Annotated in this window: 18 protein-coding genes; 11 read left to right on the top strand and 7 right to left on the bottom strand. The window is 72.8% G+C overall.

Features of this window, described 5'->3' with window-relative positions; genetic code table 11:
- Positions 1 to 411: 411 nt before the first annotated feature.
- The gene (locus tag AB0F18_RS25060) at positions 412 to 1,191 is read right to left on the bottom strand and encodes a DeoR/GlpR family DNA-binding transcription regulator (protein WP_362064305.1); all 780 of its coding nucleotides are present in this window, start codon (positions 1,189 to 1,191) and stop codon (positions 412 to 414) included.
- A gap of 197 nt (positions 1,192 to 1,388) precedes the next feature.
- Between AB0F18_RS25060 and AB0F18_RS25065 the strand changes: the two genes are divergently transcribed.
- From AB0F18_RS25065 to AB0F18_RS25075, 3 genes are all read left to right on the top strand, one after another.
- Positions 1,389 to 2,291: an SIS domain-containing protein gene (locus AB0F18_RS25065; RefSeq protein ID WP_362064307.1), complete on the top strand. Its 903-nt coding sequence runs from the start codon at positions 1,389 to 1,391 to the stop codon at positions 2,289 to 2,291.
- The gene (locus AB0F18_RS25070; RefSeq protein WP_362064309.1) at positions 2,288 to 3,124 is read left to right on the top strand and encodes a class II fructose-bisphosphate aldolase; all 837 of its coding nucleotides are present in this window, start codon (positions 2,288 to 2,290) and stop codon (positions 3,122 to 3,124) included. Before AB0F18_RS25065 ends, AB0F18_RS25070 begins: the two co-directional genes overlap by 4 nt.
- 161 nt (positions 3,125 to 3,285) lie before the next feature.
- Entirely contained in the window at positions 3,286 to 4,476 is a 1,191-nt protein-coding gene (locus tag AB0F18_RS25075; protein ID WP_362064311.1) for an acyl-CoA dehydrogenase family protein, read from the top strand.
- An 81-nt stretch (positions 4,477 to 4,557) separates the two neighbouring features.
- Here the strand turns inward: AB0F18_RS25075 and AB0F18_RS25080 are convergent, their stop codons facing one another.
- Complete coding sequence (locus tag AB0F18_RS25080) at positions 4,558 to 6,837, bottom strand: MMPL family transporter (protein ID WP_362064313.1); 2,280 nt, start codon at positions 6,835 to 6,837, stop codon at positions 4,558 to 4,560.
- A gap of 175 nt (positions 6,838 to 7,012) precedes the next feature.
- On the opposite strand from AB0F18_RS25080, the gene AB0F18_RS25085 reads away from it, so the two are divergent.
- Both AB0F18_RS25085 and AB0F18_RS25090 read left to right on the top strand, forming a co-directional pair.
- Positions 7,013 to 8,185: a histidine kinase gene (locus AB0F18_RS25085; protein WP_362064314.1), complete on the top strand. Its 1,173-nt coding sequence runs from the start codon at positions 7,013 to 7,015 to the stop codon at positions 8,183 to 8,185.
- A complete protein-coding gene (locus AB0F18_RS25090; protein ID WP_362064316.1) occupies positions 8,160 to 8,822 on the top strand; it encodes a response regulator transcription factor in 663 nt (220 codons plus the stop codon). Before AB0F18_RS25085 ends, AB0F18_RS25090 begins: the two co-directional genes overlap by 26 nt.
- Positions 8,823 to 8,923: 101 nt before the next feature.
- Here AB0F18_RS25090 and AB0F18_RS25095 read toward each other — a convergent pair whose 3' ends face one another.
- On the bottom strand, positions 8,924 to 9,583 hold the full coding sequence (locus AB0F18_RS25095) for a CBS domain-containing protein (RefSeq protein WP_362064318.1): 660 nt from the start codon (positions 9,581 to 9,583) through the stop codon (positions 8,924 to 8,926).
- 254 nt (positions 9,584 to 9,837) lie between these two features.
- Between AB0F18_RS25095 and AB0F18_RS25100 the strand changes: the two genes are divergently transcribed.
- Positions 9,838 to 10,710, top strand: coding sequence for a universal stress protein (locus AB0F18_RS25100; RefSeq protein ID WP_362064320.1), 873 nt, complete (start codon positions 9,838 to 9,840; stop codon positions 10,708 to 10,710).
- Between the two features lie 125 nt (positions 10,711 to 10,835).
- Entirely contained in the window at positions 10,836 to 12,566 is a 1,731-nt protein-coding gene (locus AB0F18_RS25105) for a GAF domain-containing protein (RefSeq protein WP_362064322.1), read from the top strand.
- A 19-nt stretch (positions 12,567 to 12,585) separates the two neighbouring features.
- On the opposite strand, the gene AB0F18_RS25110 is transcribed toward AB0F18_RS25105, so the two are convergent.
- Together AB0F18_RS25110 and AB0F18_RS25115 are read right to left on the bottom strand one after the other, a co-directional pair.
- Complete coding sequence (locus AB0F18_RS25110) at positions 12,586 to 13,287, bottom strand: response regulator transcription factor (RefSeq protein WP_362064324.1); 702 nt, start codon at positions 13,285 to 13,287, stop codon at positions 12,586 to 12,588.
- Between the two features lie 106 nt (positions 13,288 to 13,393).
- Entirely contained in the window at positions 13,394 to 15,763 is a 2,370-nt protein-coding gene (locus tag AB0F18_RS25115; RefSeq protein WP_362064326.1) for a phosphoketolase family protein, read from the bottom strand.
- Between the two features lie 242 nt (positions 15,764 to 16,005).
- Between AB0F18_RS25115 and AB0F18_RS25120 the strand changes: the two genes are divergently transcribed.
- Positions 16,006 to 16,887 carry a universal stress protein gene (locus tag AB0F18_RS25120; RefSeq protein ID WP_362064328.1) on the top strand — a complete coding sequence of 294 codons (882 nt, stop codon included), beginning with the start codon at positions 16,006 to 16,008 and terminating at the stop codon, positions 16,885 to 16,887.
- 81 nt (positions 16,888 to 16,968) lie between these two features.
- Here AB0F18_RS25120 and AB0F18_RS25125 read toward each other — a convergent pair whose 3' ends face one another.
- Positions 16,969 to 17,655 carry a response regulator transcription factor gene (locus tag AB0F18_RS25125; protein ID WP_362064330.1) on the bottom strand — a complete coding sequence of 229 codons (687 nt, stop codon included), beginning with the start codon at positions 17,653 to 17,655 and terminating at the stop codon, positions 16,969 to 16,971.
- 264 nt (positions 17,656 to 17,919) lie between these two features.
- Between AB0F18_RS25125 and AB0F18_RS25130 the strand changes: the two genes are divergently transcribed.
- Both AB0F18_RS25130 and AB0F18_RS25135 read left to right on the top strand, forming a co-directional pair.
- On the top strand, positions 17,920 to 18,246 hold the full coding sequence (locus tag AB0F18_RS25130; protein WP_362064332.1) for an STAS domain-containing protein: 327 nt from the start codon (positions 17,920 to 17,922) through the stop codon (positions 18,244 to 18,246).
- Between the two features lie 28 nt (positions 18,247 to 18,274).
- Complete coding sequence (locus AB0F18_RS25135; RefSeq protein ID WP_362064334.1) at positions 18,275 to 18,766, top strand: pyridoxamine 5'-phosphate oxidase family protein; 492 nt, start codon at positions 18,275 to 18,277, stop codon at positions 18,764 to 18,766.
- 14 nt (positions 18,767 to 18,780) lie between these two features.
- On the opposite strand, the gene AB0F18_RS25140 is transcribed toward AB0F18_RS25135, so the two are convergent.
- Positions 18,781 to 20,472 (bottom strand): GAF domain-containing sensor histidine kinase, encoded by a 1,692-nt coding sequence (locus AB0F18_RS25140; protein WP_362064336.1) that lies wholly within the window; start codon positions 20,470 to 20,472, stop codon positions 18,781 to 18,783.
- 181 nt (positions 20,473 to 20,653) lie between these two features.
- Here AB0F18_RS25140 and ppk2 point away from each other — a divergent pair, with 181 nt between their 5' ends.
- Positions 20,654 to 21,448, top strand: a complete 795-nt coding sequence (gene ppk2, locus AB0F18_RS25145; RefSeq protein WP_362064362.1) for a polyphosphate kinase 2 — start codon at positions 20,654 to 20,656, stop codon at positions 21,446 to 21,448.
- Positions 21,449 to 21,549: the final 101 nt, after the last annotated feature.

The following is a 21,549-nucleotide window of genomic DNA, read 5'->3' on the forward strand; positions in this document are numbered from 1 at the left end:
GTGCGGGGATCGGCCCCAGACGGGCGGCGGACGCCGAAATCTGGGCAGCGCGTAGCGATCTGGGGCGTCGGGCGGGCCCTGGTCCGGAATCAGGACGATGAGGCCGCCGGATGCCCGGTCTGCCGGGCCCGGCCCGCTCGCCTCATCCCTGAGGGAGCCGGATGGTCAATGAACAACCGTCCCGTTCCTTTGGGGTTTTCCCGGCAGTCTTCGGCTTTTCGTGGCGGGTCGGTCTGTCAAGGGTGGCCGAAGGCCATCGCGAAGCGACGCGACGAAGGAGCGCCCTTGACAGGCCGTCCCGCCACGGAAGGACGATGAGACTGACGGGAAAACCCCAACCCTTCTCTGAGACCGTCCCACCGAAACTCCGCCATCCCCCCGACCCCCCGAAGGGGAGATGGCGGCGAGCCCCTAAACCCGTATCAGCTCCACCCCCGCCCCCTCGAACGCCGCCGCCAAGGGGGCGCTGAGGGCGGTGTCCGTGACCAGGGTGTGGACCGTGGTGGTGGGGCAGATGCGGGCGAAGGCGCGGACGCCCAGTTTCGTGGAGTCCGCCGCGACCACCACGCGGCGGGCGCGGGTGCACAGGAGGCTGTTGACGGCCGCCTCGTCCTCGTGGCGGGTGGCCGCGCCGTCCGCCGGGTCGAAGGCGTCGACGCCCACCACCGCCGTGTCCACGGTGAGCTGACCGAGCGTCTGCTGGGCCAGCGGGCCGGTGAGTTCGTACGACTGGGGGCGGGCCACCCCGCCCGTCAGCACGATCTTGAACTGGGGCCGGATCACCAGTTCGCCCGCGATGTTCAGGGCGTTGGTCACCACGGTCAGCGCGGGGGAGCCCACGGCCAGGTCCGGGCGGGCCGCGAGGGCGCGGGCGACCTCCGTGGTGGTGGTGCCGCCCGTCAGGCCGACCACCTCGCCCGGGGCGATCAGCTCCGCGACCGCCTCGCTGATCCGGCGCTTCTCGGCGGCGCGCCGCGAGGTCCGGTAGCGCAGGGGGAGTTCGTACGAGACGCCGTGCGGGACGGCCCCGCCGCGCGTGCGGACCAGCAGCTGCTGCTCGGCCAGCTGGTCGAGGTCGCGGCGGATGGTCGCGGCGGACACGCCGAGCGCCTCGGCGGCCGGCTCCACCTCCAGCCCGTCCCGCTCCACCAGCAGATCCAGCAGTCTCTGCCAGCGCTCCGTGCGGGTCATGGCGCCCTCCCGTGTCGTCCCCGTACCGTCTCGGTACCGTCCCCGGGCCCGTCCCCGGCCCCGCCGTCGAGATTAACCCAGCCCAACACCCTGTGGATGCTTGAAGTTGCGCGAAACAGGCCGCTACCTTGCAGGAACACGCACCATCACCACGCAGGAACCGCCAGGATGACGCATCCAACGCGCAGGGAGCCCGCATGAGTCACGTCGCGTACGAGTTGGCCACGCAGCCCGAGAGCTGGGAACGGGCCGCCGAACTGGCCCCCGCTCACCGGGCGGTGCTGCCGAAGCCGGGGGAGCGTACCGCGATCGTCGGGTGCGGGACCTCGTACTACATGGCCCAGGCCGCCGCCGCGCTGCGCGAGGAGGCCGGGCAGGGGGAGACCGACGCCTTCCCCGCCTCGGAGTTCCCCCGCCACCGCCGCTACGACCGGGTCGTGGCGCTGACCCGGTCCGGGACCACCACGGAGGTGCTGGACCTGCTGTCCGGGCTGCGGGAGGCCGGGGTCCCGGCCACCGCCGTCGTGGGGGACCCGGACACCCCCGTGACCACCCTCGCGAACGAGCTCGTGGTGCTGGACTTCGCCGACGAGCGGTCCGTCGTCCAGACGCGCTTCGCCACCACCGCCCTCACCCTGCTCCGCGCCCACGTGGGCGCGCACACCCCGGCCGTGGTCGCCGACGCCCGGGCCGCGCTGGCCGAGCCGCTGCCCGCCGGGCTGGAGGGCCGGGGCCAGTTCACCTTCCTCGGGCGGGGCTGGAGCGTGGGCCTCGCCCATGAGGCCGCGCTCAAGATGCGCGAGGCCTCCCTCTCCTGGGCCGAGGCGTACCCGGCGATGGAGTACCGGCACGGCCCGGTCAGCGTGACCGGCCCCGGCTCCGTGACCTGGTCGCTGGGCGGCACCCCCGAGGGCATCGCCGAGCAGGTCCTGGGCACCGGCGCCGAGTGGGTGGACGGCACGCTCGACCCGCTCGCCGAGCTGGTGCGGGTGCACCGGCTGGCCGTGGCGGTCGCCGCGGTGCGGCAGCTGGACCCGGACGCGCCCCGCAACCTGACCCGTTCGGTGATCCTCACCAGCGGTGAGGGGGCGGTCCGATGACCCTCGCCTCCGCCGGGGTCCTCGTCGCGGAGGCGGCCGCCGCCGGACGGGCCGTCGCCGCCTTCAACGTCATCACCCTGGAGCACGCCGAAGCCGTGGTCGAGGGGGCCGAGCGGGCCGGTCTGCCCGTCATCCTCCAACTCAGCGAGAACGCCGTGAAGTTCCGGGGCGGGGCCCTGCTGCCCATCACCCGGGCCGCAGCCGCCTGCGCCGAGGCGGCGCGGGTGCCCGTCGGGCTCCACCTCGACCACGTCAAGAGCCCCGACCTGCTGCGGCAGGCCGCCGACGCCGGGTTCGGCTCCGTGATGTACGACGCCGCGCACCTGCCCTACGCCGAGAACCTGGAGTCCACCCGCTCGGCCGCCGACTGGGCCCACGCGAACGGGCTGTGGATCGAGGCGGAGCTGGGCGAGGTCGGCGGGAAGAACGGGGCCGCCCCGCTGGACCCGCACGCGCCCGGTGCCCGTACCGACCCGGACGAGGCGCGGCGGTTCGTCGCCGACTCGGGGGTGGACGCCTTGGCCGTGGCCATCGGCAGCACCCACGCCATGACCAGCAGGACGGCCTCCCTCGACCACGCCCTGCTGGCGCGGCTGGCCAAGACGGTGGACGTGCCGCTGGTCCTGCACGGCTCCTCGGGGCTGCCGGACGGGGAGCTCGCGGCGGCGGTCGCGGGCGGCATCCGCAAGGTCAACATCGGTACCGCGCTCAACGTGGCCATGACCGAGGCGATCCGCACGCACCTGACCCCGGCGGACCCCCGCCCCTACCTCACCGCCGCGCGGGCGGCGATGGCGGCGACGGCCGAGGCCATGATCGCCGTACTGAACTGACGCCCATGCGCAGCAGGTCGACGCCCGGCTCCGGCCGGGCGTCGGCGCGTGCCCGCCGGCCGGCTTCCCACCCCTTCACCCTTCCCAATTCCTGTAACGGGTTCTACTCTGACCGCCGCCGTCCCAGCGACCGGCTGGAGCGCGAGGATCCCGGAGGGGCCGTGCACCTCGAATACACGCCCGAGCAGCAGCAGTTGCGCGCCGAGCTGCGTGCCTACTTCGCCGAGCTCGTCCCGCAGGACGTCTACGCCCGCTACGAGGACCCGGCCGCGCAGAAGCGCTTCTACCGCGAGACCATCCGGCGCCTCGGCGCGGACGGCTGGCTGGGCGTCGGCTGGCCGAAGGAGTACGGCGGGCGCGGCATGTCGCCCATGGACCAGTTCATCTTCTTCGACGAGGCCGCGCAGGCCGTCGTCCCGCTGCCGCTGATGGCGCTCAACACGGTCGGGCCGACCCTCATGCAGTTCGGTACGGACGAGCAGAAGGCGTACTTCCTCCCGAGGATCCTCTCCGGCGAGATCGACTTCGCCATCGGTTACAGCGAGCCCGACGCCGGCACCGACCTCGCCGCCCTCAAGTGCAAGGCCGTCCGGGAGGGCGACGAGGAGACCGGTACCTACGTGGTCAACGGGCAGAAGATCTGGACCACCAACGGCGACACCGCCGACTGGGTCTGGCTCGCCGTCCGCACCGACCCCGAGGCCCCCGCGCACAAGGGCATTTCGATGCTCCTGGTCCCGACCTCCGACCCCGGCTACTCCTGCACCCTCATCAACACCCTCGCCTCGCACGACACCACCGCCAGTTACTACGAGGACATCCGCGTGCCCGCGAGCCGCCGCGTCGGCCGGGAGAACAAGGGCTGGCGCCTGATCACCAACCAGCTCAACCACGAGCGCGTCACCCTCGCCGCCCACGGCACGATGGCCATCCGCGCCCTCCACGACGTCCAGCGCTGGGCGGCCGGGACCAAGCTCGCCGACGGCCGCCGCGTCATCGACCTGTCCTGGGTGCGCGGCCGCCTGGCCCGCACCCACGCCCGGCTGGACGCCATGAAACTGCTCAACTGGCAGATGGTGAACGCCGTCCAGTCCGGCACCCTCACCCCCCAGGACGCCTCCGCCGTCAAGGTCTACGGCTCCGAGGCGCGCCGGGACGCGTACGCCTGGCTGATGGAGGTGGTCGGCGCGGCCGGCGCCCTCAAGGACGGCTCGGCGGGCGCGGTCCTCCACGGCGAATTGGAACGCGGCTACCGCAGCGCCGTGATCTTCACCTTCGGCGGCGGCAACAACGAGATCCAGCGCGAGATCATCTCGTGGATCGGCCTGGGCATGCCGAGGGTCCGCCGCTGACGGCCTGTGACTACAGGAACGGCCGGTGGAGGGGCAATGACAGATGCGACGTCGATCTCCTGTGCCGGACAGGGAGTTGGGTCAACTCTCGACCAGCCCTGGACGAGGAGCCCCGCCCGTGGATTTCGCGTCGGTGTCGTCGGCCGTGTCGATGCCGACCGGGCCTCGGGGAAGCAGCCGGTCCAGCCAGGTGGGCAGCCACCAGTTGGCCCGGCCGAGGAGTGTCATGGTCGCCGGTACCAGCACCATGCGTACGACCGTGGCGTCGATGAAGATCGCGGTGGCCAGGCCGAGCCCGAACATCTTGGTGGAGGGGTCGTCGGCGACGGCGAAGGACAGGAAGACCGCCACCATGATGAGGGCGGCCGACGTGATGATCCGGGCGGTGCCGGAGACGCCCTCCACGATCGCCGTGCTGTTGTCGCCGGTGCGCACGTACTCCTCACGGACGCGCGCGAGGAGGAACACCTCGTAGTCCATCGACAGGCCGAACAGGATGGCGAAGAGGAACATCGGGATGAACGACACGACCGGAACCGTCGCTTCCAGTCCGATGAGCGCGCCTCCCCAGCCCCACTGGAAGACCGCGACCATGATCCCGTAGGCCGCGCCGATGCTCAGCAGGTTCAGCAGCACCGCCTTGAGCGGTACGACGACCGAGCGGAAGACCAGCATCAGGAGAAGGAACGAGAGCGCCAGCACGGCGGCGATGAACACCGGCAAGCGCTGACTGGTGCGTTGGCCCACGTCGGACAGGGCCGCGGCGGCGCCGCCGACGTGGGCCCTGGCCGGGCCCTCCCCGATCGCCGTGGGCAGCACCTCGGTGCGCAGCCGGGCGATGGTGTCGGCCGTGGCCTTGTCCTGAGGGCTGGTGGTCGGGAACACCACGAGGGTCGCGATGCCGGTGGCCCGATCGATGTGTGTCGGCGCGACGGATGCGATGCCCGGATCCGCCGCGACCGTGGTGACGAGACGGTCCACCACTCCCCGATCGCCGGAGGGGTCCGCGGCGATGACGAGGGGACCGTTGGTGCCCGGGCCGAACCCCTCGGCGACGAGGTCGTAGGCGCGGCGTTCAGTACGGCTCTGCGGCAGTGAGCCGTCGTCGGGCAGGCCGACGCGCAGGCCGAGCACGGGCAGCGCCGCCGTCAGCAGCAGCCCCGCCGCGCCGACCGCGTACAGCACCGGGTGCCAGCTGACGTGGCCGATCCAGCGCCCCCACCCGGCGGCGGAGACGGCGCCCGCCGCCGTGTCCCGCCGTCGGTCGGTTCGGCCCGGCCGCCCGGCCCGAAGAGCCCGGACGATCCGGCCGGCCCGGCCCAGCCGCGGGCCGGCCGCGCCGAGGAAGGCCGGCAGTAGCGTCACCGACGCGAGCACCATGGTCAGGACGACGATCGAAACTGCCAGGCCGCCCACCGTCATGAACGGCACGTTCGCGACCGCCATACCGAGGATCGATACGACGACGGTGCCGCCGGCGAAGACCACGGGCCGCCCCGCCGTTGCCACCGCCCGTCCGGCTGCCTCGTGTGGATCGAGCCCGCGCGCGAGGTACTCCCGGTGTCTGGCGAGCACGAACAGCGCGTAGTCGATGCCCACTCCGAGCCCGACCATGCTGCCCAGGACCGGTGCGAAGGCGGGGACGTCCGTCACCCCCGCCAGTACCGTCATCGTGGCAACGCCGACGGTCAGCCCGAAGACCGCCATGCCGATCGGGAGCGCGGTGGCGACGAGCGAACCGAACGCCAGGAACAGGATCGCGGCGGCGGCAAGGATCCCGATCAACTCGCTTGCGCCGCCGTCGGGATCGGAGAAGGCGTAGAAGAGGCTCCCGCCCATCTCGATCCGCAGGGGCAGCTCGGCGCGCAGCCGGTCGCCGAGATCGACGAGGGCGTCGAGGTCCTCGGCCGACAGCCGGCTCTGGTCGGGGTACTGCACCCGGACGACCGCGATCCGTCCGTCGGCCGAGACGAGTCCGCCGCGCACGGCGGTGTCCCGGCCTGCGCCGAGTGCCTGCGCCGGGTCGCTCGTGCCGAGCACGTGCGGCAGCCGCTTCACCTCGGTCTGCAGCCGCGTGAGAGCGGTGCGCGCGCTGTCGCTGTCGAAGAAGGTCGCACCGCCGTCGCGGGGGGTGACGACGACCTGGGCGGTCATCCCCTCCTGACCCGTGCCGGCCCGCTCGATCAGTTCCGCGGCCCGTTGGGAGTCCAGTCCCGGAGCGGTCATCGAGTCCGCGGTCCGCCCGCCGAAGGCGAGGGCGGCGAGGACGGCAAGCACGGCGGCGAGCAGCCATGCCGCGATCACCCGCCAGGGATGGCGGGCGGCGCTTGCGCCCAGGCGCAACAGGGCTTTCGAGAGCATCGGGTCCTCCAACCACCTCGGCGGCCGTCCTTGTACGGCCGCCGATGCCGAGGCTCCTCGCCACGGCGCTCCGCGGCATCGGCCCGCGGGCCGCGGATCCCTCGGCCCCGGGGCGGAGTGACGACCCGTCCTTTCGGCCGATGCGCGGCACGCCGCGGCCCCTAGGCTGGGAACCGTGCTCCGAGACGACCTGCGAACCCTGTGGACCGAACCCCGGCCGCCCGACGCGCCCGCCCGGGTGTGGCGGGACTGGGCGCTGCTCACCGCGGGCCTTGCCGGTGTGGCGCTGGAGGCCACCCTGCGCGAGGACGTCGTGTGGCGGCCGGTGGCGGTGGTCCTCGCCGTATGGCTGTGCCTGCTGCCCCTGTGGCGCCGGACCCGCCCGCTGGCGATGGTGACGCTGGCGTTCGGCTCGGTGGTCCTGCTTCCGGTGGCCTCGCTCGTCGGCGCACCGCGCGAGCCCGTCGGCCTGTACACCGGCGCGGTCGTGCTCGTGCTGGTGTACGCGCTGCCCCGGTGGGGATCGGGACGCGAGACCGTGCTGGGCGGCGCGGTGATCCTCGCGGCCGGCGTGCTTTGTTCCGTCACGGACGAGACCCCGGTCTTCGAGAACGTCGTGGGCCTCGCCTTCCTGCTGCTGCCCGGCGTGCTCGGGGCTGCCGTGCGGTTCCGGGTGACCGCTCGCGAGCGGCAGTTGGAGCAGGTGCGCTCCCGCGAGCGCGAGCAGCTAGCCCGGGAACTGCACGACACGGTGGCCCACCACGTGTCGGCCATGGTGATCATCGCCCAGGCGGGCCGGGTGCTCGCGGGCGCCGACCCGTCCGCCGCCGTCGAGGCGCTGGAGGGGGTCGAGGAGGAAGGGGCGCGCACGCTGGAGGAAATGCGCGCCATGGTCGCCACGCTGCGCGACCGCGGGGTCGGCGCCGAGCTGGCGCCCCCTGCCGGAGTCGCGGATCTGGAGCGCCTGGTGCGCACCCCGGGTGGTCACCTCAGGGTCGACCTGGGGCTCGACGGCGAGCTGGACGCGCTGCCCCCGGCCGTGGACGCGGCCGTCTACCGGATCGTGCAGGAGTCGGTGACCAACGCGCTGCGCCATGCGGTCGACGCGACCGAGCTCGTCGTCCGGGTCGCCGCGGAACGGCACACGGTACGGGTGAGCGTGCGCGACAACGGCCGGCGCACCGGCCGGGGTCGCGACGGATACGGACTTACCGGACTGCGCGAGCGCGCGACCCTGCTCGGCGGCACACTACGAGCCGGCCCGGGTACTGACCGGGGCTGGCATGTCGAAGCCGAACTGCCGAGAGCGAGGAGCGAGAGCGGTGTCCATTCGCGTCCTCGTCGCTGACGACCAGACGATCGTCCGCACCGGGTTGCGGATCATGCTGAACGCCCAGCCCGGCATCGAGGTGGTCGGCGAGGCCGCCGACGGGCGGGAAGCGGTACGTCTGGCCCGCGAACTACGCCCCGACGTCTGCCTTTTCGACATCCGCATGCCCGTACTCGACGGGCTCGAGGCCACCCGGCTGATCGCCGGCCCGGGCGTCGCCGACCCGCTGGCCGTGGTCGTCATCACCACGTTCGACCTCGACGAGTACGTCTACGGCTCACTGCGTGCCGGCGCCCGAGGATTCCTCCTCAAGGACACGGGACCGGACCTTCTGGCGCAGGCCGTACGGTCGGCGTCCGACGGTGAGGCGCTCATCGCGCCCAGCGTCACCGTCCGTCTGCTCCAGGCCTTCTCGGACCTGCCCGCCGGCCGGCCCGCGGCCCAGCCGGTCTCCCCCGTAACCGCCCGCGAGGAGCAGGTGCTCCTCGCCGTCGCCCGCGGGCTGACCAACACCGAGATCGCCGATGCGCTGCACATCAGCCTCAGCACGGTGAAGACGCATCTGGCCAGCCTGATGGCGAAACTCGGCGCCCGCAACCGGGTCGAGATCGCGATGTGGGCCTACGAGACGCGCCGTATCCTCCCCGGAACCTGAGCCGGGGCGCCGGGCGCCGGGCCATGAGCCCCCGCCCGGACTCACGGAATTGCGGCCGGCTCACGCAATGACGAGGACCTTGCCCTGGATCCGGCCGGGCCTCACCAGGGCATCGCGCTGCGGCCGCCACCGGCACCGGCGTCCGCCGTGTCATCGCTGAGGGCGGTGAGGTGCGAGGCGACCGCCACGACCCCGTCGATGCGTTCGACGAGACCGAGCAGGGGGCCCAGCTGACTCTCCTGGGGCACCCGGCCGTTCAGGGTGACGATCCCGTCGACGACGTGGACGTCGACGTTCCCGGCCGGTACGCCGAGCACGTCCGTCAGGACCTCGTGGACGCGCCGGCGTATCTCGGCGTCCGGGCGCAGGAACAGGCGCAGCAGGTCCCGCCGGGTGATGATGCCGACCAGCCGCTCTTCCACGTCGACGACGGGCAGCCGCTCGATACCGCGGCGGGTCATCAGGCGTGCCGCGTCAGCCGCGGTCTCTTCCGCGTGGACGGTGACAGCGGGTGCGGACATGATCTCACCGACCGTGAGGGACGCCGTGCGAACGGTGCCCTGCGCCGGGGGACCGGGTGAGGTGAGGGCCAGGACGTCGGTCTGGGAGACGACGCCCAGCACCCGGTCCTCGTCGTCCAGGACGGGGGCGCCACTGATGTCGTACTGGGCCAGCACCTTCGCGACCTCCTTGGCGGCCGTTCCCGGGGCAAGGGAGACCACCTCGTCGGTCATGAGGTCCGCCACCTTGATGGGGTGCATGAGGCCCTCCTGCTCCGCCGCGCCCACGGTGGGCCCGGCCGGTATCCGCTGTGTGCCACCCACCATCCGCCGCGGCGGAGCGTGCTTCGAGGGCCGAACGGCCCCGTCCGGGGACCGGAAGGGCCAACCCGGGACAGAGCCGGCCCGATGGGGACCTTTGGCCCCTCGGCGGGCCCCTGACGGCCCTCGTCCGGGCGCTCCGCGGGTGCCAGCGTCAGTGGTGGCACCCGCCGGCTTCTCGGTTGGGAGGAACCGTGGAAAGCACCATCCGTACCCCGGACACCAGCTCCGGCATCGTCGTCGGCGTCGACCCGGCCCGGGACTGGCACCTCGCGGTGGCCTGGGCCGCCGACGAGGCCCATCGGCGCCGCCTGCCGCTGCGCCTGGTGCTGGCGGTCCCGCCCCAGCACGACACGCAGCACGTCGACGGCACTCCGCAGCAGACCGCCCTGCGCCGCAGCGGTGCGGACAGGCTGGACCAGGCCGCGAGCTGGGTCAGTGACCGGCACCCCGAGGCAACCGTCGGCACGGACCTGGTCGAGGGGGTTCCCGCGCAGGTCCTGGTGGCGCAGGCCCGGTACGCCCGCCTCGTCGTCCTCGGCTCCCGGCACCTGGGCCGCGCGGCCGGGTTCTTCAGCGCCGGCTCGACCGTCGTCCCCGTGACGGCGCAGGCCACCTGCCCGGTCGTCGTCGTGGGCGACGCCGAGCACGTCACCCAGCAGCCGGCCTACCTCGTCGTGGGAATCGACGGCAGCGCGGCCGCCACCGAGGCCCTGGCCTTCGCCTTCGACGAGGCCGACCGGCGCGGCGCCGCCCTGCGGGTCGTCTGCGTGTGGCAGCCGCCGCTGTTCACGCTCAACGAGGAGGGGGCCGCCCTGAAGGCCCAGGGGCTCCTGCTGCGCGAGGCCACCGCCGCTCTGGCGGACAAGTACCCCGACGTGCACGCCACCCACGAGGTCTCCACCGGCCACCCTGTCGAGGAACTCGCCCGGATCGCCGAACACGCCCTCGCCGTGGTGGTGGGGCGCCGTGGCCGGGGCGGATACACCGGCATGAGCCTGGGCTCCGTCACCCACGGCCTCCTGCACCGGGCCCACTGCCCGGTGATCACCGTCCCCACCGGCTGACCCGGGGACCGCGCGGTCTGCACCCCAGGACGGCACCCCCAGCACTGAACGGGACACCCGCCCGAGACCGGCATTACCGTGAGAGGCGTGGTCCTCTCACCGATGACGCCGGCCGGAGGCCGGCTATGAGCACGGACGCCGGATCTGCCGGATCGCGAGTGCCACGGCTGCGGCTGGACGAACTGCTCGACGAGCTCCAGGTACGGATCGACGAGGTCCGCGGGACCCGGGACCGCCTGAACGGCCTCCTGGAAGCCGTCATGTCCGTGGGCAGGGAGCTGGACCTGCCGCAGGTCCTGCGCGGCATCGTCGAGGCCGCCGTCGTCCTCGTGGACGCCGAGTACGGTGCCCTGGGCGTGATCGGCGACGACAAGCGGCTCGCCCAGTTCCTCCCCGTCGGCATCAGCGACGAGCTGCGCGCCCGGATCGGCGACCTGCCGTCCGGCCACGGCATCCTCGGCGAGCTCATCCGCCACCCGGAAACCCTCAGGCTCTCGGAACTGTCCGAGCACCCCGCCTCCTACGGTTTCCCGGACCACCACCCGCCGATGCATTCCTTCCTCGGAGTCCCCATCCGGGTCCGCGAGGAGGTCTTCGGCAACCTCTACCTGACCGAAAAGCGCGGCGGCGCCGACTTCGACCCCGAGGACGAAGCGGTCCTGACCACCCTCGCCGTGGCCGCGGGCATCGCCATCGAGAACGCCCGCCTCTTCGAGGCGGTCCGGCTGCGCGAGCGCTGGCTGGCCGCCGGCTCCGACATAACCAGCGCCCTCCTCTCCGGCACCCCGCAGGACGAGGTACTCGGCGGCGTGCTCGAGCGCGCCAAGGACATCACGGGCGCCGACATCGGCGTCCTCTACCTCCTCGGCCCCGGCGGAGAGCTGCGCGGCTCCCTCGCACTCGGCGAGGGGGCGGAACGGCACCGCGGCATCGTCCTGCCCAGCACCGCGGGCACCCTGGCCGAAGCCGCCCTGGCCCGGGACGGCCTGATCACGGTCAGGGACGTGGCCTCCGACGAGCGGGTCACCGTCCAGCCCGAACGCTGGGAGGGCTTCGGCGCGGCCGTCGCCGTCACCGTGGGCACGAAGGAGAAGCTCAGCGGCGTCCTGATGCTGGCCCGTCGGCACGGCCGCCCGGTGTTCGCCACCCCGGAGGTCGCCGCGCTCCCCGGCTTCGCCGGCCAGGCGGCCCTCGCCCTGGAACTGGCGGACCGGCGCCGGGACGCCGAGCAGATCAGCATGCTCGAGGACCACGACCGCATCGCCCGCGACCTGCACGATCTCGCCATCCAGCGGCTCTTCGCCACCGGCATGACCCTCCAGAGCGCCCAGCGCTTCGTCGACCACCCGGAGGCCTCCGAACGCCTCGCCCGCGCCGTCGACGACCTCGACGCCACCATCAAGATCATCCGCTCCACCATCTTCGGACTGCGCGACCGCGGAACCCCCGCCACGGGCTCCAAGCTGCGCTCCCGAGCCGTCCACGCCCTGGACGAGGCCGCCGGCCCCCTCGGCTTCGCCCCGGCGCTGCGGATGGAAGGCCTGATCGACACCGACGTGCCGCCGGCCGTCGCCGACGAGGCCCTGGCCGTACTCGGCGAAGCACTGACCAACGTCGCCCGCCACGCCCGGGCCGACCACGTCGAAGTCCTGATCAGCGCGGCGGACGGCATCCTCACCGTCGCGGTGACCGACGACGGCACCGGCATGCCCGACGGCGGCCGCCGCAGCGGACTGCGCAACCTCACCGAGCGCGCGCAGAGGCTCGGCGGGCGGATGACCGTCGCGTCGCGGGGCCCGGGGGAGCGCGGCACCCGCCTGGAATGGCAGGTGCCCCTGGTCCCCGCGCAGACGTGACCGGTACCGCGCAGGGCGTTCAGCGCTCGGTGCGGCCGCCGTGGTCGTGGTCGTGGACCTGCGCGGCGATGACCGCCGCCTGCACCCGGCGCTCGACGCCGAGCTTGCCCAGCAGCCGCGAGATGTGGTTCTTGACGGTCTTCTCGGACAGGTAGAGCCGCTTGGCGATCTGACGGTTGGTGAGGCCGTCCCCGATGAGTTCCAGGACCGCCCGCTCCCGTTCCGTCAGAGCCGCCAGGCGGGCGTCCACCGGTTCCTTCGCCGCTTCCGGGCCGCGCAGCGAGTGCATCAGGCGGGCGGTCGTGGCCGGGTCCAGCATGGACTGGCCGGTGGCGACCGTCCGCACCGCGGATACCAGGTCGGAGCCCTTGATCTGCTTCAGCACGTATCCGGAGGCGCCGGCCATGATCGCGTCCAGCAGAGCGTCCTCCTCGTCGAAGGAGGTCAGCATCAGGCAGGCCAGGCCCGGCATGTGCGACCGCAGCTCCCGGCACACGCCGATGCCGTCGCCGTCGGGCAGCCGCACGTCGAGCACCGCGACGTCCGGACGCAGTGCGGGCCCGCGGGCCAGGGCCTGTTCGGCCGTGCCCGCCTCACCCACGACGGTGATGTCCGGCTCCGCGTCGAGCAGGTCCCGCAGTCCGCGCCGGACCACCTCGTGGTCGTCGAGGAGGAACACCTTGATCGGCGCCTCGCGGGAGGCATTCGGATCGTCGGACATGGTCGCCCCTGGTTCGCTCCGCCCTGTGCGCTTCCCTCGGATTATCCCAGGCAGGCGCCCGACGCACCCTGTGGCAGGCCGCGGCCACGCCGGCTCGGCGACCGGCTCAGTAGGGCCAGCACCAGTCCGTGACCTCGGGCAGGTCGCTTCCGTGTTCGCGGATCCAGTCGTGGTGACGGACGCGCCGGCCCGCCATGGCCCGGTGCAGCTCCTGCGCCCGTGCGGCGAGGCCGGGGACGCGGTCGATGACGTCCATGACGAGCCGGTAGCGGTCGATGTCGTTGCGGACCACCATGTCGAAGGGGGTCGTCGTCGTCCCGGACTCCTTGTAGCCGCGGACGTGCAGCTGGGCGTGGCCGGTGCGGCGGTACGCGAGGCGGTGGATGAGCCACGGGTAGCCGTGGTAGGCGAAGACCACCGGGCGGTCCGTGGTGAAGAGGGCGTCGTACTCGGGGTCCGTCATGCCGTGCGGGTGTTCCTCGTGGGGCATCAGCCGGGCGATGTCGACGACGTTGACGACGCGGACCGCCAGGGCGGGGAGGTGCTCGCGGAGCAGGGCCGCGGCGGCCAGCACTTCCTGGGTGGGTACGTCCCCGGCGCAGGCCAGTACGACGTCGGGGGCGGAGGAGCCGTGTTCGGTTCCGGCCCACTCCCAGATGCCGGCGCCCCGCCCCACGTGGTCGCGGGCCTCTTCGACCGGCAGCCAGTCGAAGCAGGGCTGTTTGCCGGCGACGATGACGTTGACCTGGTCGCGGCTGCGCAGGGCGTGGTCGGCCACGGCGAGCAGGGTGTTGGCGTCCGGCGGCAGGTAGACCCGGACGACCTCGGGGCTCTTGTTGAGGACGTGGTCGACGAAGCCGGGGTCCTGGTGGGAGAAGCCGTTGTTGTCCTGGCGCCAGACGTGCGAGGTGAGGAGGTAGTTGAGGGAGGCGACGGGTGCCCGCCAGGCCAGTTCGCGCGAGGTCTTCAGCCATTTGACGTGCTGGGCGACCATCGAGTCGACGATGTGTGCGAAGGCCTCGTAGGTGGAGAACAGTCCGTGGCGGCCGGTGAGCAGGTAGCCCTCCAGCCAGCCCTGGCAGACGTGTTCGGACAGGATCTCCATGACCCGGCCGTCCCGGGACAGGTTCCGGTCCGTGGCCTCCGTCATGGCCTGCCAGGCCTTGCCGGTGGCGGTGTAGAGGTCGTCCAGGCGGTTGGAGGCGGTTTCGTCGGGGCCGACGACCCTGAAGTCCCGCCGCTCGGAGGTGTCGCGCATGACCTCGGCGAGGAAGTGTCCCAGGACGCGGGTCGGTTCGTGGAGGGTGCTTCCCGGCTTGTCGACGCGGACGGCGTGCGCGTCGAGCGCGGGCAGCGGGAGCGGTCGCAGCAGCCGGCCCCCGTTGGCGTACGGGACGGCGCCCAGGCGCCGCTCGCCCGACGGGATGCAGCCCCGTACCCGCGCCGTGGGGCTGCCGTCGGCGTCGAAGAGCTCCTGCGGCCGGTACGAGCGCAGCCATTCCTCCAGCTGCCGCAGGTGCGACGGGTTCTCCCGCACACCGGCGAGGGGTACCTGGTGGGCCCGCCAGGTGCCCTCCACGGGGTCGCCGTCGACCGTCGCCGGCCCGGTCCAGCCCTTGGGCGTACGCAGTACGATCACCGGCCAGTGTGCGTACTCCCGCCCCGCGTCGCCGCCCGTGGTCCTCGCCTCCCGCTGGATGAGCGCGATGCGGTCGAGGGCGCGGTCCATCGCCCGGGCCATGGCGTGGTGGACCTGGGCGGGGTCGCTGCCCGTGACGTACAGCGGCTCGTGGCCGTAGCCGCGCAGCAGGGCGTCGAGTTCGGACTCGGGGATCCGGGACAGCACGGTCGGGTTGGCGATCTTGTAGCCGTTGAGGTGCAGGATCGGCAGGACCGCCCCGTCGTGGACCGGGTCGAGGAACTTGTTCGAGTGCCAGGACGCGGCCAGTGGTCCCGTCTCGGCCTCGCCGTCGCCGATGACGCAGGCCACCAGCAGGCCGGGGTGGTCGAAGGCGGCCCCGTAGGCGTGGGCGAGGGCGTACCCGAGCTCACCGCCCTCGTGGACGGAGCCCGGGGTCTCGGGTGCCACGTGGCTCGGCACACCGCCGGGGAAGGAGAACTGCCTGAACAGCTTGGCCATGCCCGCGGCGTCGCGCGTCACCTCCGGGTAGGTCTCGCTGTACGTCCCTTCCAGCCAGGAGTTGGCCAGGACGGCCGGGCCGCCGTGCCCGGGGCCCCAGACGCACAGGGCCTCCAGCGAGCGTTCCTTGATGACGCGGTTGAGGTGCGTGTGCACCAGGTTGAGGCCGGGGGAGGTGCCCCAGTGCCCCAGCAGCCGGGGCTTGATGTGCTCGGGCCGCAGCGGTTCGGCCAGCAGGGGATTGTCCATGAGGTAGATCTGGCCGACGGCCAGGTAGTTGGCGGCGCGCCAGTGGGCGTCCAGCGCCGAGATGGCGTGCGCGGTCAACGCGGTCATGTCCGCTCCTGCGGGTGAGGTCCGGGACGTTCGTCGACTGAGCCGATATCCGCCACCCTGCACCCCGCCGGTGCCGGGACGGCAGGGGCGCACCGGCCCTCGGAGAGGGACCGTCGGCCCTTCTTCGCCCCTGCCCGGCCCGGCGAAGGTGAATCCAGGCGGCGCCCGCACCTCCCCCGGCGGGCGCCCGCACACATACCGGCCGACCCGATGCCTCGCGCATCAGTACGGAGGACAGACCCGTGAAGCGCACCCTCGTCGTCGGAGTGGACGGTTCCCCCGAGAGCCGGGCGGCGGCCGATTGGGCCGCTCGGGAAGCAGTGCGTCGCGACATGCACGTCCACGTGGTCCACGCGTGGCAGTGGCAGCCGCTCGCCCTTCCCGTGGTCCAGGACCGGGATGCCGAGGCCCGCCGGGCGCAGGAGGTCGTCGAGGAGACGGTGGGCGAGCTGATCCGCCGGCACCCGACTCTCTCGCTCTCCGCGGAGGTGGTGCCGGACGTCGCCGTGCCGGCGCTGCTCCGCGCCGCCAAGGAAAGGGACGCGGAGATGCTGGTCCTCGGCACTCGCGGACACGGCGCCCTTTCCGGCTTCCTGCTGGGCTCCTACGGACAGCAGCTGATCGGCTCCGCCGAATGCCCCGTCGTCTCCGTCCGCGCCCGGCACGGCAGCCCGGTGACCGGGGCCGAAGAGGGGGAGGTGGTCGTGGGCCAGCAGGGTGGCGTGGAGGAGTCCGGCGACGTGCTCGGCTTCGCCTTCGAAGCGGCTGCCGCCGGTCGGGTCCCGCTCCGGGCGGTGCGGGCCTGGAGCCTGCCCCCGGTGTTCGGCTACAGCCCCGGCTCACTGTGGGTCGCCGAGCGGTTCGACGGGCTGGAGCCGTTCGAGAAGGCCGCGCTGGAGCAGGCGCTGGAGCCGTGGCGGCTGCGGTATCCCGAGGTGGAGGTCGTCGCCCACGTCGAGCAGGGGAGCGCGGGCCACGTGCTGCTGTCCGCCGCGTCGGACGCCCGGTTGCTCGTCGTCGGCCGCCGGGTCCGCGAGTCGGCACTGGGCACGCGCATCGGATCGGTCGCCCATGCCGCCCTCCACCACGCGGCCTGTCCGGTCGCCGTCGTGCCGCACCACTGAACCGGCGCCGCGCTCACGGCCGGCAGGCAGGGCGACGTGCGCCTGCCGGGCGTCTCGCGGACACCCGAGGACGGGGCCCGGCTACCGGCCGGGAGGCGTCAGGGCGTGACTCGCGATGACCGCGGCCTGGACGCGCCGCTCCACCCCGAGCTTGATGAAGAGCCGCGAGATGATGTTCTTGACGGTCTTCTCCGCGAGATGCAGCCGCTTGCCGATCTCCCGGTTGGTGAGCCCTTCACTGACCAGGAGGAGGATCTCCTTCTCCCGGTCGGTGAAGCCGGGGAGCCCCGGCGCCTGGTCCTCCTCGGGCACGTCGCCGCGCATCCGGGCCATCAGCCGGGTGGTGGCGCCCGGGTCGAGCATCGACTGCCCGGAGGCCACCGTGCGTACGGCGGTCACCAGGTCGGTGCCCGTGATCTGCTTCAGGACGTAGCCCGACGCCCCCGCCATCACGGCGTCCAGCAGCGCTTCCTCGTCGTCGAACGACGTGAGCATCAGGCAGGCCAGCTCCGGCATCCGCGAGCGCAGCTCCCGGCACACGCTCACCCCGTCGCCGTCCTGGAGGCGTACGTCCAGGATCGCGACCCGGGGCCGCAGGGCGGGGATGCGGATCAGGGCCTGTTCCGCCGTGCCCGCCTCACCGATCACGGTCAGGTCTGGCTCCGCGTCCAGCAGGTCGTGGACCCCTCGGCGTACGACCTCGTGATCGTCGAGCAGGAAGACGCTGATGGGCTCCGCCGTGGGGGAGGGGACACCGCTGCCGGTCATGAAGCAACTCCTTCGCCTGGTCCGTACTGGACGCACGAACACCGGCATCGTGCCCAAAGGGCGGGGCCGGAAGACAGGGCCGATCGGCCCCCATCCGCCTGGCGCTCCGGGGAGGCGGGTACGCGCCCCACGCCCGGAGGAGGGACCTTCGGCCCTGCCGGACGGACCTGTCGGGCCTTCCGGGGAGCGGGCGGCACCGGATGGACTGGTGGCGCACGGGGAACGGCGCGGCCCGGCGGGGCCGCACGCAGCGCGGAGGATGCCATGACGACGACCCTGATCGACCTGAAGACCGTGACCCGCGACGACCGCGACGTGAGGATCGCCCTGGCCGGGGAGCTCGACTTCCACACGGCCGGCCAAGTGGGACCGCGGCTGCGGGAACTCGCGGAATCCGACTGCCGGAAGCTGGTCCTGGACCTGTGCGGCCTCTCGTTCTGCGACAGCGCCGGCATCGACCTCCTCCTGGGCCTGAACCGCCGCTGCCGCCGCGCCGGCATCCGGCTCCTCCTCTGCGACGTGCCGCCGCTGGTGGTCAAGTCCATGAGGGTGCTCAGGGTCGACCGCGACCTGAGTTTCGTCGTCTCGTGATCGCGGTGCGGCCGGACGGAGGCAGGTCATGGAGCAGGAAGGCACGGAGCGACCCGCCCGCGCAACGGATGTGCCGGCCCCCCGGCACCTGCGGGAACTGGGCAGGGACGAGGCCCTGAGCCTCCTCGCCACGGTGCCGCTGGGCCGCGTCGTCTTCACGCAGCACGCCCTGCCGGCCGTCCGGCCGGTGAACCACCTCGTCGACGGTGAGGACGTCATCATCCGGATCCACGAGGGCGGGGCACTCGCCGCACTGGCCGGCCCCGTCGAGGGCCCCGGCGTGGTGGTGGCGTACGAGGCGGACGCCATCGACCCCGACACCCACCTCGGCTGGAGCGTCGTCGTCACCGGCTATGCACGACCGGTGACGGAGGCCGAGGCCGTCGACCGGTACGCGGCCCTGCTGCGCCCCTGGGTGGGGCGGCCCATGACCGGCACCGTCCGGATCCGCCCCGATCTCGTCACCGGCTTCCGGCTGGATGCCGCCCCGCCATCGGTCTCCCCGGTACCGCGCGGCTGACCCCGTGTCCCCCGTCAACGGCCGCCGGGCAGCGGAGCCCGCCACACGAGCCTGCTCCCGCCCTCCTCGGGAGCCTCGACGGTGAAGGTTCCGCCCACGTCCCGGGCCCTTTCCTCCAGGTTGCGCAGACCACTCCTGCGCCCCTGCGCGGGGATGCCCCTGCCGTCGTCCGAGACGGTCAGCACGATTTCCCCCTGCCCGGCCCTCAGGCTCACGCCGACGTGGGTCGAGCGGGCGTGGCGGGCCGCGTTGCTGAGGAGTTCGCCCAGCGCGGCGACGACGTGGTCCGCGATCTGCGGGGGTACATCGGTGTCGAGGAGCCCCTCCATGCTCAGGCGCGGGGGATGGCCGAGGGAGGGGGCCGCGTCGCCGACCACACGTGCGGCGCGCGCTCGCAGTCCGGGCCCGCCGTCACGGTCCCTGGTGCGGAGTCCGAAGATCGTCGATCGGATGATCTTGATGGTCTCGTCCAGGTCGTCGACCGCCCGGCCGACCCGTTCGGCGGCCCCCTCGTGCTCCACGAGCCGGGCCGCGCTCTGGAGGGTCATGCCGGTGGCGAAGAGCCGCTGGATGGCGAGATCGTGCAGGTCGCGGGCGATCCGGTCGCGTTCCTCCAGCAGTGCTATCTGTTCGGCGTCCCGACGGCGCTCCGCCAGCTCCAGAGCGAGGGCCGCCTGGCCCGCGAAGGCCACGAGCGGTTCCAGCTCCCCCTCGCCGAACGCGGGGTCTCCGGAGCAACGCGCGAGCAGCAGAACGCCCCGGCTCTCTCCGCCTCCCGTGCCCAGCGGGACCGCCACGGCAGGCCCGAGCCCGTCCCGCCCCTGCTCCGCGCCCTCGGCCGGGTGGTACTGCCCGCCGTCCCCCGCGTTCAAGGCGGTCACGGGCTTGCCCGCCCGGTGCGCGGCCCCGGAGAGCGTCCCGTCGAAGGGGATGACCAGGCCCTGCCACCCGGCCCCGTCCGCACCGGCCGCGAACTCCACGACCAGGCCGTCGACACCGTCGACCGGTACGGCGATGTGGGCGACGCGTGCCGCGGTGATCTCCCGGGCGCGTCGGGCGATGAGCTCCAGGACCGCCGGACGCGAACTTCCGGACAGCAGGCTCTCGGTGATTTCTGCGTTCGCCCTGAGCCACAGCTGCTGGCGCTGCGCCCCCTCGTAGAGACGCGCGTTGTCGATCGCCACACCGGCCGCCACGGACAGCGTGGAGATCACCGTTTCGTCCTCGGTGTCGAAGTCGCGCCCGCCCCGCTTGTCGGTCAGGTACAGGTTCCCGAACACCTCGTCACGGACCCGGATCGGCACACCGAGGAAGGTGCGCATGGGCGGATGGTGGGCCGGAAACCCGTAGGAGGAGGAATGCGCCCCGAGTTCGGACAGGCGCAGCGGCTCCGGGTGGTGGATGACCTCCCCGAGCAGACCGTGGCCGGCCGGCAGCGGACCGATGGCGGTGATCTGCTCATCGGTGAGCCCCACGGTCAGGAACTGCGCGAGCCTGCGCCCGTCGGGTCCGATCACCCCCAGCGCGCCGTACTCGGCGTCCACGAGCAGCGCGGCCGCCTCCACGATCCGCCGGAGCACCTGGGCGAGGTCCAGCTCCCGCCCCACCGACACGACGGCCTCCAGCAGGCTGTGCACCCGGTCGCGTGTGCCCCGGACCTCGTCGATGCGCACGTGGAGCTCGTCGAGCAGCTCGTCCAGTCGCATGCGCGGCACCCGAGTCAAGGGATCCCCCACACCCACGCGCTTCCCCTCCGATCGCCGGCCGGCCGCCCCGGCCGGTGGCCAGCGTATCGACACGCCGGTGCCCGAGGGGCATCGTTGCGCGCTGATGCCCGCCGTGACTGACTTGATCGAAACGCCCGACGACGACGGCGAGGAACCGGGAATGAGCCTTGGCAAGGCGCTCTACGAAGCGGAGCTGCTGCGGCTCCAGACGGAGCTGATCAAGCTTCAGGAGTGGGTGCGTTCGGAGGGCGCGCGACTGGTCGTCGTCTTCGAGGGCCGTGACGCGGCGGGCAAGGGCGGGACGATCAAACGGGTCGCCGAGCACCTCAATCCCCGCGTGGCGCGCATCGCGGCCCTTCCGAAGCCGACGGAGCGGGAGCGCACGCAGTGGTACTTCCAGCGTTACGTGTCGCACTTGCCCGCCGGCGGCGAGATCGTCCTGCTCGACCGCAGCTGGTACAACCGGGCCGGGGTCGAGCACGTCATGGGCTTCTGCACGCCCGCGGAACACCAGCTGTTCCTGAGGCAGTGCCCGGTCTTCGAGCGGATGCTGGTGGAAGACGGGATCCTGCTCCGCAAGTACTGGTTCTCCGTCAGCGACGCGGTTCAGGAGGAGCGTTTCCGCCGCCGCGCGGCGGACCCGCTGCGTCGCTGGAAGCTCTCCCCGATGGACCTGGAGTCCCTCACGCGCTGGGAGGCGTACTCCCGTGCCAAGGACGAGATGCTGGTCCACACGGACACGGCGGACGCCCCCTGGTACGTGGTCGAGAGCGACGACAAGCGCAGCGCGCGGATCAACATGATCGCCCACCTGCTCTCCTCGGTCCCCTACGAGGACGTGACCCCGCCGCCGCTGACCCTGCCGGCACGGCCCGCGTCCACCGGATATGAACGGCCGTCCAAGGAACTCCGGACCGTCGTACCCGATCACGCGGCCACACTCGGGAAGGGGTGAACCGCAGCAGAGCGGTTGATCGGCATGGGCCCAGTGGTCCCGTGCGCAGGCCCGGCCGGCCCGTGCACGGGACGGCGCATCGGGGGAAACTGGCAGTACGC

It is taken from the genome of Streptomyces sp. NPDC029216 (genome assembly GCF_040648015.1).
Classification (GTDB): Bacteria; Actinomycetota; Actinomycetes; order Streptomycetales; family Streptomycetaceae; genus Streptomyces.